This is a genomic window from Pseudomonas sp. P129, from assembly GCF_020312195.1.
Lineage (GTDB): Bacteria > Pseudomonadota > Gammaproteobacteria > Pseudomonadales > Pseudomonadaceae > Aquipseudomonas > Aquipseudomonas fragariae.
Genome location: NZ_JAGPYS010000002.1, coordinates 955126 through 970454 on the forward strand (window position 1 = coordinate 955126; position 15329 = coordinate 970454).

At 59.6% G+C, this 15329-nt stretch carries 13 protein-coding genes and 1 pseudogene; 7 read left to right on the forward strand and 7 right to left on the reverse strand.

What is annotated here, in order from left to right:
• Nucleotides 1–12 precede the first annotated feature (12 nt).
• Nucleotides 13–588 (forward strand): ANTAR domain-containing response regulator, encoded by a 576-nt coding sequence (locus tag KBY02_RS09435; protein WP_003406734.1) that lies wholly within the window; start codon nt 13–15, stop codon nt 586–588.
• Nucleotides 589–647: 59 nt separating this feature from the next.
• On the opposite strand, the gene KBY02_RS09440 is transcribed toward KBY02_RS09435, so the two are convergent.
• On the reverse strand, nt 648–1895 hold the full coding sequence (locus KBY02_RS09440; protein WP_024640693.1) for a glycoside hydrolase family 68 protein: 1248 nt from the start codon (nt 1893–1895) through the stop codon (nt 648–650).
• 516 nt (nt 1896–2411) lie between these two features.
• Here KBY02_RS09440 and KBY02_RS09445 point away from each other — a divergent pair.
• From KBY02_RS09445 to cobA, 6 genes and pseudogenes are all read left to right on the forward strand, one after another.
• A complete protein-coding gene (locus KBY02_RS09445) occupies nt 2412–2579 on the forward strand; it encodes a hypothetical protein (RefSeq protein WP_003406736.1) in 168 nt (55 codons plus the stop codon).
• A gap of 223 nt (nt 2580–2802) precedes the next feature.
• Nucleotides 2803–4014 carry a nitrate/nitrite transporter gene (locus KBY02_RS09450; protein WP_011267436.1) on the forward strand — a complete coding sequence of 404 codons (1212 nt, stop codon included), beginning with the start codon at nt 2803–2805 and terminating at the stop codon, nt 4012–4014.
• Nucleotides 4015–4021: 7 nt separating this feature from the next.
• Complete coding sequence (locus KBY02_RS09455) at nt 4022–5683, forward strand: bifunctional protein-serine/threonine kinase/phosphatase (RefSeq protein WP_129451834.1); 1662 nt, start codon at nt 4022–4024, stop codon at nt 5681–5683.
• 276 nt (nt 5684–5959) lie between these two features.
• Nucleotides 5960–7166 (forward strand): annotated as a pseudogene (locus tag KBY02_RS09460) (NAD(P)/FAD-dependent oxidoreductase); the annotation flags it as partial.
• A gap of 19 nt (nt 7167–7185) precedes the next feature.
• Entirely contained in the window at nt 7186–9906 is a 2721-nt protein-coding gene (locus KBY02_RS09465) for a nitrate reductase (protein ID WP_032653950.1), read from the forward strand.
• Nucleotides 9907–9916: 10 nt separating this feature from the next.
• A complete protein-coding gene (gene cobA / locus KBY02_RS09470) occupies nt 9917–10678 on the forward strand; it encodes a uroporphyrinogen-III C-methyltransferase (RefSeq protein WP_129451832.1) in 762 nt (253 codons plus the stop codon).
• An 87-nt stretch (nt 10679–10765) separates the two neighbouring features.
• Here the strand turns inward: cobA and KBY02_RS09475 are convergent, their stop codons facing one another.
• The 6 genes from KBY02_RS09475 to rraA all read right to left on the reverse strand — a co-directional run bounded on the left by KBY02_RS09475 (nt 10766) and on the right by rraA (nt 15235).
• Nucleotides 10766–11800 carry an OmpA family protein gene (locus KBY02_RS09475; RefSeq protein WP_003406743.1) on the reverse strand — a complete coding sequence of 345 codons (1035 nt, stop codon included), beginning with the start codon at nt 11798–11800 and terminating at the stop codon, nt 10766–10768.
• Nucleotides 11801–11905: 105 nt separating this feature from the next.
• The gene (sigX, locus tag KBY02_RS09480; protein WP_003406744.1) at nt 11906–12496 is read right to left on the reverse strand and encodes an RNA polymerase sigma factor SigX; all 591 of its coding nucleotides are present in this window, start codon (nt 12494–12496) and stop codon (nt 11906–11908) included.
• Between the two features lie 82 nt (nt 12497–12578).
• A complete protein-coding gene (locus KBY02_RS09485) occupies nt 12579–13403 on the reverse strand; it encodes a mechanosensitive ion channel family protein (protein WP_003315687.1) in 825 nt (274 codons plus the stop codon).
• 2 nt (nt 13404–13405) lie between these two features.
• On the reverse strand, nt 13406–13654 hold the full coding sequence (locus KBY02_RS09490) for a crfX protein (protein ID WP_003406745.1): 249 nt from the start codon (nt 13652–13654) through the stop codon (nt 13406–13408).
• An 85-nt stretch (nt 13655–13739) separates the two neighbouring features.
• Nucleotides 13740–14735, reverse strand: a complete 996-nt coding sequence (locus KBY02_RS09495; RefSeq protein ID WP_011267432.1) for a zinc transporter ZntB — start codon at nt 14733–14735, stop codon at nt 13740–13742.
• An 11-nt stretch (nt 14736–14746) separates the two neighbouring features.
• Complete coding sequence (gene rraA / locus KBY02_RS09500; RefSeq protein WP_003406747.1) at nt 14747–15235, reverse strand: ribonuclease E activity regulator RraA; 489 nt, start codon at nt 15233–15235, stop codon at nt 14747–14749.
• Between the last annotated feature and the right edge of the window lie 94 nt (nt 15236–15329).

Below are 15329 nucleotides of genomic sequence, written 5' to 3' on the forward strand. Positions count from 1 at the left end.
GAGAACGTAAACATGCTGCGTATCCTGCTTATCAATGACACCGCCAAAAAGGTCGGCCGCCTCAGGTCAGCCTTGATAGAGGCCGGTTTCGACGTGATCGACGAATCCGGACTGATCATCGACCTGCCCGCGCGCGTTGAAGCCGTGCGCCCGGACGTCATCCTGATCGACACTGAATCACCTGGTCGCGACGTGATGGAGCAAGTGGTGCTGGTCAGCCGCGACCAGCCACGGCCCATCGTGATGTTCACCGACGAGCACGATCCGGGCGTGATGCGCCAGGCGATCAAGTCCGGAGTCAGCGCTTATATCGTCGAGGGTATCCAGGCGCAACGGCTGCAACCGATTCTGGATGTGGCGATGGCGCGCTTTGAAAGCGATCAGGCGCTGCGCGCGCAACTGCATGCACGCGATCAGCAACTGGCCGAGCGCAAGCGCATCGAACTGGCCAAGGGGCTGCTGATGAAAATGAAGGATTGCAACGAAGAAGACGCTTACACGCTGATGCGACGTCAGGCAATGAGTCGTCAGCAGAAGCTGATTCAGGTGGCCGAGCAGATTATCGCGATGAGCGAACTGCTGGGCTGAAGCCAGGAAGAACGCCTGTCCGTACAGGCGTTCTTCACAGGTTACAGGGGCGCAGCCTGTCAGCTCAGTTGCACATCCTTCATCGCCGGCACGTAGCCGTAGTCATACTCTTCCTGCACGAACGAGCGGTCGCCTTTCAACAGGATTCTGACCGTCGGCGCCTCGGTGCCGCCGATACGGTAGTCATCGCCGCTGGTGGGCACGCTGTCGATGAACGAAGTCACCAGGCCGTTGGGCATCACGCAGTGGGAGTACGTCTGGAAAGGCTGTGCAGGCGGATTGCCGAGCACCAGTCCGGATGCATTCATCGGCCGGTAAGGCCCGAACAAATGCTCGCCCACAAAACCGTAAACGCCATCCGGCCCGGTCACACCGTCGGCATACGTAAACTTGTGACTAATGGTGAACAAATAATACTTGCCGTCCTGAAAGACATAATGCGGACGTTCGGTCTGATCATTGACACCCACCGCAGTCACCAGTGGCGGTAATATTTCCCATTCTTCACCGCTGAGATCTTTCGCAACCGCCAGACCGATACAGCCCACTTGAAAACGCGCACCCCCAACTTCTTCATGGCCGGGAGGCACCGGGCCAAGTTCTGCAGCACCAACGGTATGCGTACCGCGTTCGCCGGCAACATTACCTTCAAAGACCATATACAACTTGCCATCATTGGGATCAATAAACGGACTCGGGTCGCGGAAGTTCCACGTCGAGTTCTGCGCTTCGGTTTGATAATAAGTGCCATCGGCCTCGAACAGTTTTTTGACTTGGGTAAAGTCTTTCAACTCCACGCCCTGATCGGACGTCACAATACGGCCGCGTACTTTGGCAATCGTCGCCCCCGGTGTCACGCAGGTGTAGTACAGATCGATATCACCCTTGTCATTCAACAGTACCGGTGTGCCCGCCCACTCGCGGGTGGTGGGCGACACGCCTTCGGCCATGACCCGGCCACCGAAGATCCAGTTCTTGCCGGTACGCGAATACCAGTAGCACATGCGCGCCCGCCCGTGACGATCTTCCCAGTCGCGCTTGATGTCGTAGCGGCCGTTGGCGCCGAGATACTGCGGGTCGTCGGGGTGGCGATCAGCTGTCAGCGTGACGATGACCGACCAGCCGTTGACTGAGACCACCGTGCCGTCAAGCTCGCGCAACGGCATGGTGTCCCAGATGAAGACCTTATCACTCATGACCGGAAAGTCCGGTTTTACCAGCGGCTGCGTGGTGGTCGGGTCATTTTCATTGACCTTCAACGCATCGGCACGGGACCAGACGGTAGGGGCGTAATTGATGTTACTCATGATGATGATGTCCTTTGCAGGCGCCTGTACAAGCAGCGCGTATAGGAAGACAACACGGCAGGCACGGGTGCAATGCCGAGGTGCAGAGTGTGTCGGGCATTCAGGTGTCGAGGACAACCGGAAACCGAGAAAAGAGCGAGTAGCCGATAACTTCTTACACAGTAAGCATTTATCGAAATTGACTGGCAAACTGCAACTACAGATTACCGGATTGAAAAGTGAAAACACTTTCTGTTGATCAAGCGTCACACGTTGCGACAGAAGCGATGCTCTCAGAGATACTCCACAAAGTAAATTAAATATTTAAGGCGCTGTTATCGTACAACCGCGACGGGCCGCGTATTAATTCATATATATTAAGGCCGTCATAGAGACGCATTGAAACAGCATCACAATGACAGTACTTACGCCTAAAACTGATGGCACATTAAATAATATTAAATAACTCCAATGTTAATGAACCAATCCTGATTTTATTAACATGCCCGTGCCTGTTGCTTGATACGGACTGCGCAAATGTTTATCTGGCTTTTCGCCGCCATGCCCTTTTTTGCAGCGCGTCTGCTGGCCGACGCCCGGTTCAAGGTCATACATCAACTCACCACCCAACCGCTGAAGACCCTACAACCTGCCTGCAACGTGCGGCCGGCGCGCTTGCACGGCCCTTGGCCCGTCTATTGCTAAAGCAATCGCACCGGTAGCCAACGGCGGCTATCACCTTTTACGACAAAGACGTCGCTCATCCCTTTCCACGCCAGTGGACAGAGAGGCGACGTTTTTTGCGTTTTGGCCCCGGCGCAGGGGCCGGTGGAGTCGCCGTCATTCGGAACACTCCACCACAGCGTCTGAATAACCCGTGTCGTGGTCATGGCCCGACTGACTAACTAGCAGATGATGAGGTGTGCACATGGATACAAGCTTCTGGAAGGCAGGCCACAAACCGACCCTGTTCGCGGCCTTTCTCTATTTCGACCTGAGTTTCATGGTCTGGTACCTGCTTGGTCCGCTGGCGGTGCAGATTGCCACTGACCTGCAGCTGACCACTCAGCAACGTGGCCTGATGGTCGCCACACCGATTCTGGCGGGTGCGGTGCTGCGCTTCTTCATGGGCCTGCTGGCCGACCAGCTGTCGCCCAAGACCGCCGGGATCATCGGCCAGGTGATCGTCATCGGCGCGCTGCTGGCTGCCTGGCAACTGGGCATTCACACCTACGGCCAGGTGCTGGTGCTGGGTGTGTTCCTCGGTATGGCCGGTGCTTCGTTCGCCGTCGCGCTGCCCCTGGCGTCGCAATGGTATCCAGCGCAGCATCAGGGCAAGGCCATGGGCATCGCCGGTGCGGGCAATTCCGGCACTGTACTGGCCGCGCTGATCGCGCCGGTGCTGGCCGCCAGTTTCGGTTGGAGCAACGTCTTCGGTCTGGCACTGATCCCGCTGGTCCTGACCCTGATCGCCTTCACCCTGATGGCACGCAACGCCCCGCAACGCAGCAAACCCAAATCCATGGCGGACTACCTCAAGGCGCTGGGTGATCGTGACAGCTGGTGGTTCATGTTTTTCTACAGCGTGACGTTCGGTGGTTTCATTGGCCTGGCCAGCGCCCTGCCCGGCTATTTCAACGACCAATACGGTTTGAGCCCGATCACTGCCGGTTACTACACCGCTGCCTGCGTGTTCGGCGGCAGCCTGATGCGTCCGCTGGGTGGCGCGCTGGCCGACCGTTTCGGCGGGATTCGCACGCTGACCGTGATGTATGCGGTTGCCGCCATCGGCATCGCCGCCGTGGGCTTCAACCTGCCAAGTTCGTGGGCAGCACTGGCGCTGTTCGTGGCCGCCATGCTGGGCCTGGGGGCCGGCAACGGCGCGGTATTCCAGCTGGTACCGCAGCGCTTCCGCAAGGAAATCGGGGTCATGACCGGCCTGATCGGCATGGCGGGTGGCATCGGTGGTTTCCTGCTGGCCGCCGGCCTGGGCACCATCAAACAGAACACCGGCGACTACCAGCTGGGCCTGTGGCTGTTCGCCGGCCTGGCGGTACTGGCCTGGTTCGGCCTGCTGAACGTCAAGCGTCGCTGGAGAACCACTTGGGGTTCGGCCGCAGTCACGGCGGCTCGGGTCTGAAGCGCCGATGACCCTGCAATTGCAGTTCGCGCAATTCAGCGCCAGCGGACCGCGAGCGGAGAATCAGGACGCCGTGCGCCTGGTCACGCCAGTCCCGGCGCTGGCGGCCAGCAAAGGCTATCTGTTCGCCCTTGCCGACGGCGTCAGCCAGTGTGCCGACGGCGCACTGGCGGCGCAGTCCACGCTTCAGGCGCTGGCCCTCGACTATTACGCCACGCCGGAAACCTGGGGCGTGGCGCAGTCCCTTGATCGCCTGCTGCTGGCGCAGAATCGCTGGCTGCTGGCCAACGGCCTGTTGACCACCCTCAGCGCTCTGGTACTGCGCGGTCGGCGCTTCACCCTCGCCCATGTCGGCGACTGCCGGGTTTATCGCTGGCAAACCGGGACGCTCAAACGCATCAGTGAAGATCACGTCTGGGAACAGGCCGACATGCAGCATGTGCTCAAGCGTGCCCTGGGCCTGGATCAGTACGTGGTCATGGATTACCTGGACGGCGAACTGTGTGAAGGCGAGCGCCTGCTGCTGGTCAGCGACGGCATCTGGGCGACGCTGGGCGATGCGAGCATTCGCTCGATTCTGGGCGAACAGCACGACCTCGACGCGGCGGTGAAAACCCTGGTCAGCGCGGCGCACCTGGCCGGCAGTCAGGACAATGCCAGCGCCCTGCTGATTCAGGTCGACACGCTCGGCGAGGATGATCTGGGGGACGCGTTGCTGCAGTTGCAACAATGGCCGCTGCCACCCGCGCTCAAGGCCGATCAGGCATTCGAGGGCTGGAAAGTCGGCAACGTCGTGGCGCAATCGCGCCAGTCCATCGTATATCGGGTCACCGATATCCATGAGCAACCCTGGCTGTTGAAAACCCTGCCAGCCAGTCGCCATGACGAAACCGGCGCCGGTCAGGGTTTGCTGCTGGAGGAGTGGTTTCTGCGCCGGGTCGCCGGGCGCTTCTTTCCCGAGATACACCCGCTGCCAGACCGCCAGCATCTGTATTACGTGATGCGCGAGTATCGCGGGCACACGCTGGCCGAGCGCTTCACTGGCAACGGGCCGTTGCCGCTGGCCCAGTGGCAGGACCTCGCCACCCGGCTGCTACGGGCCACGGGCCTGCTGCATCGACGCAACATCATCCATCGCGATATCAAACCGGAAAACCTGTTGCTGGCCGACGACGGCGAGTTGCGCCTGCTGGATTTTGGCCTGGCGTTCTGCCCGGGCCTTTCGGCCATCAATACCGAAGACCTGCCCGGCACGCCGAGCTATATAGCACCGGAGGCCTTCAATGGTGCCGAACCGCATCCGCAGCAGGACCTCTACGCGGCGGGCGTCACCTTGTATTACCTGCTGACAGGGCAATACCCTTACGGCGAGATCGAAGCCTTTCAGCACCGTCGCTTCGGCGCACCGATACCTGCCAGCCGTTATCGGCCGGATCTGCCGCAGTGGCTGAGCCACAGCCTGGACAAAGCACTGCACGCCGACCCGAACCAGCGTTACGAAACCGCTGAACAGTGGTTGCTGGAACTGGAGCAAGCCGAGCATCGTCCGTTGGTGACAAAACCGCGTCCGCTGCTGGAACGCGAACCACTGAAAGTCTGGCGAACACTGGCGCTGCTCTCCCTGCTGTTCAATCTGGTACTGGTGATCGTGCTGCTGGGCCGCCACTGAGCCTTTGCGCCCCGCTTCTGTGCAACGCGCCTCAACGCAGTGCAGAAAAGGCCTGGGTTATCGACTGCAGGCCGCACAGGCCGGCAGATGCGAGTTGGCACAAGCACTGCATGGTCTCTTGCAGATAATTCATAACACGCAGCCCTCAACGATGAAGGCTGCGTCTCCCGAGAGAACGGGACCGGACAAAGGCGTCCTCGTCAGGCCACTGACGGGACGCCTTTTTTTGTTTGCGCGAAACGTGTCGAGCACGCGCTGCAGTGACTCGGAGGCAAGATGACCAAACTCAAACTGGTGATGATCGGCAACGGCATGGCCGGCGTGCGCACACTCGAAGAGTTGCTGAAACTGAGCGAAGACCTTTACCACATCACGGTCTTCGGCGCCGAGCCACACCCCAATTACAATCGCATCCTGCTGTCGCCGGTGCTGGCCGGCGAACAGAATTTCGAAGACATCGTGCTCAACGATCTCGACTGGTACCAACGCAACGGTATCGAGTTGTTGCTCAACCGCCGCGTGGTGAAGATCGATCGCATCAAACGCCTGGTGATCGCCGATGACGGCACCCAGGCCCATTATGATCGGCTGCTGATTGCCACCGGTTCGCGGCCGTTCATACTGCCGATACCCGGCAACACGCTGAACGGCGTCATCGGTTATCGCGACATCAGCCACACGCGGCAGATGATCGACACCGCCGTCACGCACAAACGCGCAGTCGTCATCGGCGGCGGCCTGCTCGGCCTGGAAGCGGCCAACGGCTTGAGCCTGCGCGGCATGCAAGTCACGGTTATTCATAATGGCCAGACGCTGCTGGAGCGCCAACTGGACAAGACCAGCGGGCGGATGCTGCAAGCGGCACTGGAAAAGCGCGGCCTGAGCTTTCGCCTCGACGAACAGACCAACGCCCTGCTCGGCGATGATCAGGGCCGCGTAACCGCGGTGCAATTCAACAACGGCGACAGAATCGATGCCGATCTGGTGGTCATGGCCGCAGGCATACGGCCCAATACCGAATTGGCCGAGCAAGCCGGCCTGCCCTGTAACCGCGGCATTCTGGTCAATGACACCTTGCAGACCTACGACCCGCGCATCTACGCGATTGGCGAATGCGTCAGCCACCGCGGCATTGCCTATGGGCTGGTGGCGCCGCTGTTCGAGCAGGCGCGGGTCTGCGCCAATCACCTTGCGCAACTGGGCTTCGCGCGTTATCCGGGTTCGGTCACCTCGACCAAGCTTAAAGTCACCGGCATCGACCTGTTTTCCGCCGGGGATTTCCTCGGCGGTGAAGGCACTGAAAGCATCACCCTTTCCGATCCCATTGGCGGCGTCTACAAGAAGCTGGTGATCAAGAACGACGTACTGGTCGGCGCCTGCCTGTACGGCGACACCGCCGACGGCAACTGGTACTTGCAGCAGATCCGTGATGGCCAGGGAATCGACGCCATACGCGATCATCTGATGTTCGGCAAACCCGCTGCTGCGCAGGCGGCCTGCGCATGAACAGCCTTGCCCTTCACACCCCTCGGATCACGGCATCGACCTGCTGCTATTGCGGCGTGGGCTGCGGCGTACTGATCGAACATGACGGCGAGCATATTCTCGGCGTCAGCGGCGACCCGAAGCACCCGGCCAACTTCGGCAAGCTGTGCAGCAAAGGTTCGAGCCTGCACCTGACCGGCGACATCGAAGCCCGCGCGCTGTACCCGGAACTGCGCCTGAGCAAGGGCCTGGCGCGCAGCGTGACCCATTGGGATACCGCACTGGAACACGCGGCCAATGTGTTTGCCCAGACCATTCGCGAACATGGCCCCGACAGCGTTGCCTTCTACATTTCCGGCCAGTTGCTGACCGAAGACTATTACGCGTTCAACAAGCTGGCGCGCGCCCTGATCGGCACCAACAATATCGACAGCAACTCACGGCTGTGCATGTCCTCGGCCGTGGCTGGCTACAAGCGCAGCCTGGGTGCCGATGCACCGCCCTGCAGCTACGAAGATATCGAACTGAGCGACTGCGTGATGATCGTCGGCAGTAACATGGCGTACGCGCACCCGATTCTGTTTCGTCGTCTGGAAGAAGCAAAAAACCATCGTCCGCAGATGAAACTCATCGTCATCGACCCACGGCGCACCGACACCTGCGAACTGGCCGACCTGCACCTGGCGATTCAGCCCGGCACAGACGTCGCGCTGTTTCACGGCATCCTGCATATATTGATGAGCGAACGGCTGATCGACCCGGCGTTCATTGCCGCGCACACGCAGGGCTATGAGGAACTGGCCACGCTGGTCCATGATTACCCGCCTGAGCACGTGGCCGCCCTCTGCGGCATTACTCTGGAACAGCTGCACACCTGCGCCCGTTGGGTGGGCGAAGCGCCGGCTTTTCTGTCGCTGTGGTGCATGGGGCTGAATCAGTCTACGGCCGGCAGTGCGAAAAACAGCGCGCTGATCAACCTGCACCTGGCGACCGGCCAGATTGGCAAACCCGGCGCAGGTCCCTTCTCACTCACCGGCCAGCCCAACGCCATGGGCGGACGCGAAACCGGCAGCCTGTCCAACCTGTTGCCTGGCCATCGCGACGCGGCAAATCCTCAGCATCGTCAGGAGGTTGCAGATTACTGGGGCGTCGACAGTCTGCCCGCCAGCCCCGGCCTTTCCGCCATCGAACTGTTCGAGCAATTGCAAAACGGGACAATCAAAGCCCTGTGGATTGCCTGCACCAACCCGGCACAGTCACTGCCCGACCAGAACCGCATCAGGCAAGCGCTGGAAACCTGCCCGTTCGTGGTACTTCAGGAAGCGTTCAAAACCACCGAAACTGCGCGTTACGCCGATCTGTTGCTGCCTGCTGCCAGCTGGGGCGAGAAAGAAGGCACGGTGACCAACTCCGAACGGCGCATCTCCAACGTGCGCAAGGCCATCCAGGCGCCCGGCGAAGCGCGCTCCGACTGGGCAATCACGGTGGATTTCGCCCAGCGCCTGCAAAAACGCCTGCAACCCGACACACCCGCGCTGTTCGATTTCGCGACACCCAAAGCCTTGTTCGATGAGTTCAAGGGCCTGACGGTCGGGCGCGATCTGGACATGTCCGGAATCGACCGCGAGCTCATCGACCAGCAGGGCCCGCAGCAATGGCCCTTCCCGCGTGGCGCCAGCAGCGGCACACAGCGCCTGTACAGCGAGGGTATCTTTCCCACCGATTCAGGCCGCGCGCAGTTTCTGTCCGAGCCTTACATTGCCGCCAGGGAGTTGCGCGATGCCGACTACCCGCTGACGCTCAACACCGGCAGGCTGCGCGATCAATGGCACGGCATGAGCCGCACCGGCACCGCTGCGCGCTTGTTCGGGCATGTCAGCGAAGCTGTGTTGAGCATCAATCCGCAGGACATGCTCAGCCATGACCTGCAACCCGGCGACTTGGTCAAACTGATCAGTCGGCGCGGCGAGCTGCTGTTGCCGGTCAGCAGTGAGGACAGCGTTGCAGTCGGCCAGGCCTTTGTGCCGATGCATTGGGGCGACAGGTTCCTCAAGGGGGGTGTCAACGTTCTCACCCAGCCGGCCTTCGATCCGATCTCGAAACAACCGGAACTCAAGCACGCCGGCGTCAGGATCGAAAAAGCCCACCTGCCCTGGCAGTTCTTTGCGCTGGTCGAGGGCAACGTGCAGCAACGGATGGAAACGCTGCGCGCCTTGTGTGACACCTTCACTTACCTGAGCATGGGCCTTGCCGGACGCGGGCGACCGGCGCTGGTGATACGCGCCGCCAGCGCAGAAGCACCCGACTCAGCGCTGCTGCAGCAGATTGATCGTGTACTGGGCCTGGATGAAGGACCGGTCATGGCGTATGACGACCCCAAACGCTCGATCGGCAAGCGGGTACGGATTGACGATGATCGTATTACCGCGATTCGCCTGGCCGGCGAAACACTTGCCCGGCATTGGTTGCAGACGTTGTGGCTGGAAGAGCGCGTCGATGCCCCATTGCGACGCTGGCTGTTGGCACCGTTGAGCAGCGAACCGGGCAAAGACTCGACACAGACTCGCGACAAGACCTTGTGCAACTGCATGAATGTCAGCCAGAACGCAGTCATGAGCGCTATCGAGCGTGGGCTGGACCTGAATCAACTCAAGACACAGTTGGGCTGCGGCACCCAGTGCGGCTCCTGCGTGCCGGAAATAAGAAGACTGATCCATACCGTGGCGGTTACAGAATGAGGAATGCGGCATGAGCGCAAAAGTATGGCTGGTAGGCGCGGGCCCCGGCGACCCGGAATTGCTGACCCTCAAGGCAGTACGCGCCTTGCATGAAGCCGACGTGGTGCTGATCGACGATCTGGTCAACCCCGCAGTGCTGGAGCATTGTCCGGGGGCGCGGGTGATCGCGGTCGGCAAGCGCGGCGGTTGCCGCTCGACGCCGCAAGCGTTTATCCATCGCCTGATGCTGCGCTACGTCCGTCAGGGCAAATGTGTGGTCCGCCTCAAAGGCGGCGATCCGTGCATCTTCGGACGTGGTGGTGAAGAGGCTCAATGGCTGCAGGAACACGGTGTGGCCGTGGAGCTGGTCAACGGCATTACAGCGGGTCTTGCTGGTGCAACACAGTGCGGCATTTCGCTGACCCTGCGCGGTATAAGCCGTGGCGTGACACTGGTCACCGCCCACACTCAGGATGACAGCACGCTCAACTGGCAAGCGCTCGCGCAAGGCGGAACCACCCTGGTGGTTTACATGGGCGTGGCGAAACTGGCGGAAATTCGCGAGAGCCTGCTGGCAGGCGGAATGAGTGGCGAGATGCCGGTGGCGATGATCGAGAACGCTTCGCTGCCATGGCAGCGCGAATGCCGTAGCACCCTGAATGCCATGCAACAGGACGCACCCGCTTTCCAGCTGAAGAGCCCCGCCATTCTGGTGATCGGCGCGGTTGCGGCTTACAGCAATGAGCTGCTGAATCAAACCCTGATGGACCACGCGCAGCTGAATGCCAGCTGACACCAGGCCCGTCTGAACAAGCACCCTGCCAAATCGCAGGCAAAGAAAAGCCCGGCCTGAGCCGGGCTTTTCAGTACAAGCGGCTAATTACTTAGCTTGAGCTTCTACTTCTGCTTCTACGCGACGGTTAACTGCGCGACCTGCTTCAGTTGCGTTGTCAGCAACTGGCTTGGTTTCGCCGTAACCAACCGAGTTTACGCGGCTAGCGCCAACACCGTACTGGTTAACCAGAACCTGTTTAACGGCGTTTGCACGACGCTCGGACAGTTTCTGGTTGTAAGCGTCAGGACCGACGGAGTCAGTGTGACCTTCAACAGTGGTGGTGGTCTGTGGGTACTGCTGCATGAAGTCAGCGAGGTTCTTGATGTCGCCGTAGCTGCTAGGCTTGACTACGGATTTGTCGAAGTCGAACTTCACGTCCAGCTCAACACGAACCACTTCGGCAACTGCTGGGCAGCCATCAGCGTCAACGGTAACGTTGGCTGGGGTGTCCGGGCACTTGTCGACGTTGTCGCACACGCCGTCGTTGTCGCTGTCGGAGCACACTTCAGCTACTGGAGCTGGAGCCGCTTCAACTTTCTTGCTGCCGCCGCCGAAGTTTACACCGATACCGACGCTAGGCGCCCACTCGGTGTTGCCTTGGTCGATGTTGTACTGAGCTTCAACGCCTGCACGGGCATAGAAGTTGTCAGTGAAGTACAGCTTGGCGCCGCCGCCGATGTTGGCGAAGGTGGAGCCGTCACGGCCACGGCGAGCGTCTTGACCGATGCTCTGGTCAGAGAAGCCGGCAGATACGTATGGACGCAGCATGTCGCCTGGGTTGTTGAAGTGGTACAGAGCGTCCAGAGCAGTGTCTGCGCCCTTGATGTTCTTGCCGCTGTCGCTACGAACGTTGTGGACTTCGTCGTAGCCCAGACGCAGCTCAACATCGTCAGTCAGGAAGTAGCCAACGGAGCCGCCGAACAGGTTGCCGTCGTTTTTGAAGTTACGATCGCTGTCGTAGTACTCTTTCTTGGCGAAGCCTTCGATTTCGACCGCGCCTTGGCCTTGAGCCAGCGCGCCGAACGAAGTTGCGGCAACAATAGTACCAATGGCCAAGCCCAAGGTGTTTTTCAGTTTCATCCGTTAAATCCCCATCTGATGATTATTAAGCAGTCCCACACAGGGGGACAACTCAGCGGCAAGTCTACCAGACCTTGCCAGTTTGTTAGAGATATTTGCACCGTATTAAGTTTCGGCGATTCCCGCAAATTTCTCTCGTAATTTATCTAAAGCCCGCTTGTAACGCATTTTCGTTGCGCTCAAGCCCATGTGCATGATGTCAGCGATTTCCTGGAATTCAAGTTCTGCAACAAACCGCAGGACCAGAATCTCCCGATCGATCGGGTTCACATACACAAGCCAGCGATCAAGTCCGCCCCGTTCTTCAGGTTTGGGCGCCTTTTCTTCCGACGCTTCCTCAAGTGGATCCAGACTCAGCGCGTCCATCAAGCGACGCTTACGCCGTTCCTTCCTGTACTGCGTGATGCATTCATTGTAGGTGATGCTGTACAGCCAGGTTTTAAATTTAGATTTACCTTCAAAATTTTTCAACCCATACAACACTTTAAGCATCACCTCCTGACAGACATCGTCAGCGTCGCGATCGTTCCCCAGATAACGTGCACAGACGTTAAAAAGTGTTCTCTGGTAACGGCGCATCAATTCTTCGTAGGCCCGCGTCACATTGAACAGCTCAACGTGGGCGCGCGCAACCAGCTCCTCGTCTGAGAGCTCGTGTGGATCATAGCGCGTCGAAAACGGTTGAGGTTTATTCAAAACAAATCTTGCCGACAGTCAGGTCAATGTCCGCCATGGCCTGTATCGGCAACCTGGCGGCATACATTAGCAGGTTAACCGCTTAACGGCTGCTTACTCTCTGCTCGAGCAGGATGCGATTGGAAAACGACACCAGCTCCCCCTCGTCTGTCAGTAGCGTTGTCTTGACCGTACCGATTTCCTCGATCTGCCCTTCTGTATCCCCTATCTGGACCTGCTGCCCGACCTGAAACAGTTCACGGACGTAGATTCCGGCAATGATCTGCCCGGCAATTTCGCGACTGCCGAGGCCCAGGGCAAGCGCCACTGTCAGACCAACGGTAATCAGCGCAATCACGATAACGTGGTTCAGCAGGTCGGTTTTGACCTCGAGCTGGCTGATGGCAACCGAAATACTGATGATGATGACCAGCCCCTGGGCAATTCGCCCCAGCCCGGCAGAGTAATCGATCCCTACGCCTTCAGCAGCGCCGCGCACCAGGCCATTGACCAGTTGCGCCAGCAGCACTCCGACCAGCAGCACCAGCGCGGCACCAAATACCTTGGGCAAATACAGCGCCAGCATGTCCAGCGTGGCTGAGACCCTCTGCAGACCCAATGATTCAGCGGCCGATACGAGAAAGATAAGCAGAACGAACCAGTAGACGACCTTGCCGATCAGCGTGGAGACCGGCACCTTGACGCCAGCGCGGCCGATAATCTTGGTCAGGCCGGTACCGCCGACCAGACGATCAAGGCCCAGCTTGGCCAGCAATTTGGAGAGCAGTGCGTCGAGCAGCTTGGCGACGACAAAACCGAGCAGCACCACAACCAGGGCGCCGAACAGGTTGGGGATGAAGTTTGCGACTTTGGTCCACAATGCAGTCATTGCAGCAAGAAGGCTCTGGGTCCAGAGATTCAATTCCATGCTCAATCAGCCTTATCGATAGAACGCGCACCACTCGTGGTGCGACGAGAAACGGGAGAGACGTGGGCCGAGCCGTTGTTCACGGCAATCATAAGCGCCTCTGACCAGCGGCCCAGCAGCCCGAACAACACACCAGCGCCGACCTGGCGATTGGCGGTCTTCAGGACGCGTCCCAGACATGCATCATCATCCCGGCTGGAGGATGAAGAATTGAGCATGTCGCGTAAAGATTCTTCAAACGGATCGTGCATCAGGCACCTCACGTAATGTCATTCAAAGACGCGACGCGAAAACAACAAGTCACACAGGCTCGCCAAATAACCATCCAGGCTCGCCCTATACCCAACGCAAACGGCGGAACAGCCACCACTGCCCTGCGCCCAGTGCGACGATCAGCAGACAGGCCACCAGAAAGCCGTACGAACTGGCCGAACCCGGAATGCCGCCAACGTTGATACCCAGCAGACCGGTGAGAAAACTCATCGGCAGAAAGATACAGGTAATGATCCCGAAGCGGTACATGGTGCGGTTCATGTGCTCGCGCAGGCGCCGGTCCTCGGACTCCAGCAGCAGCCCCACCCGCTCGCGGGTCAGCTCGAGCTCTTCCAGATAACGGGTCAGGCTGTTGTTCAGCTCATTCCAGTAATCAGCGTCGTCATGGGCAAACCAGGACAGCTTGATGCGTGAAAGCTGACCATAAATATCTCGCTGCGGCCCAAGGAACCGACGCAGGCCGGCAGCGCGTCGACGGATGTGCAGCAGCTTGCCATGCTCGGGATTGTACCGTTCGTCGGCGTCGTTCTTTTCTTCCTCTTCATCGACCATTTCGGTCAGTTCACCCACCAGATCCTGAACCTTGTCAGTGAGGTGCTGCGCCAGGTGCAGGATCAGCTCCGAGGCGCCCTTCGGGCCTTTGCCCTGCCCCAGTAGCTCAATCAGTTCCTCGGTGGCACGCAGCGGACGCAGGCGCAGCGAGATCACCCGCTGCGCGGCGGCGAAGATACGCACCGAGACCATGTCTTCCGGCTCGGCACCGGGATTCAGATTCACACCGCGCAGAAACAGCAGCAGCTCCTGCTCCGGCAACGGCAGCAAGCGCGGCCGGGTGTTCTCTTCCAGCAACAGGTCGCAGGCAAACTCGCTCAGACCGCTGCCGGTGCGCAGCCAGGCATGTGTCTGCGGGTGGCTGCGGTCCCAATGCAGCCAGAGGCTTTCCTCTGGCTGCAACGCAAGGTCCTGCAATTCGGTTCGAGCGATGAAACGCGCCCCACCCTTACCGTCCAAAACGAGGGCATGAACCAGCCCCCACTGCGCGTTTGCTTCATCGAACATGGATACTTCGCTTATTCCGGCATGGTCAGGGTTGATGGGGAAATGATGACGCCATTGTTGTCGGCGTACAGGTACTCACCCGGGCGGAACGTCACGCCGCCAAAGGTCACCGGCACATTCAGCTCGCCTATGCCGCGCTTCTCGGTTTTCTTCGGATGACTGGCGAGCGCCTGGACACCCAGGTCGGTCTGGGCGATGACATCCACGTCGCGGATGCAGCCGTAGATCAACATGCCTTCCCAGCCGTTCTTTGCAGCCTTGTCTGCCAGCATGTCACCCAGCAGCGCGCAACGCAGCGAACCGCCGCCGTCGACGACCAGCACCTTGCCCTTGCCGTCGAGCTCGACTTGCTCCCTGACCTTGGAGTTGTCCTCGAAACATTTCAGCGTGACGATCTGGCCACCAAACGAATCGCGGCCGCCAAAATTGCTGAACATCGGCTCCACGACCTGAATCAGGTCCGGATAGGCGTCACACAGATCGGGGGTGAGGTAATGCATGGGGGCAACTCCTGTCATCGGCTATGAGGTCGCGCTTGATACAGACATTGAAATAGACACGACCGGCTGACGGTAACCATAGCGACTTTAACGG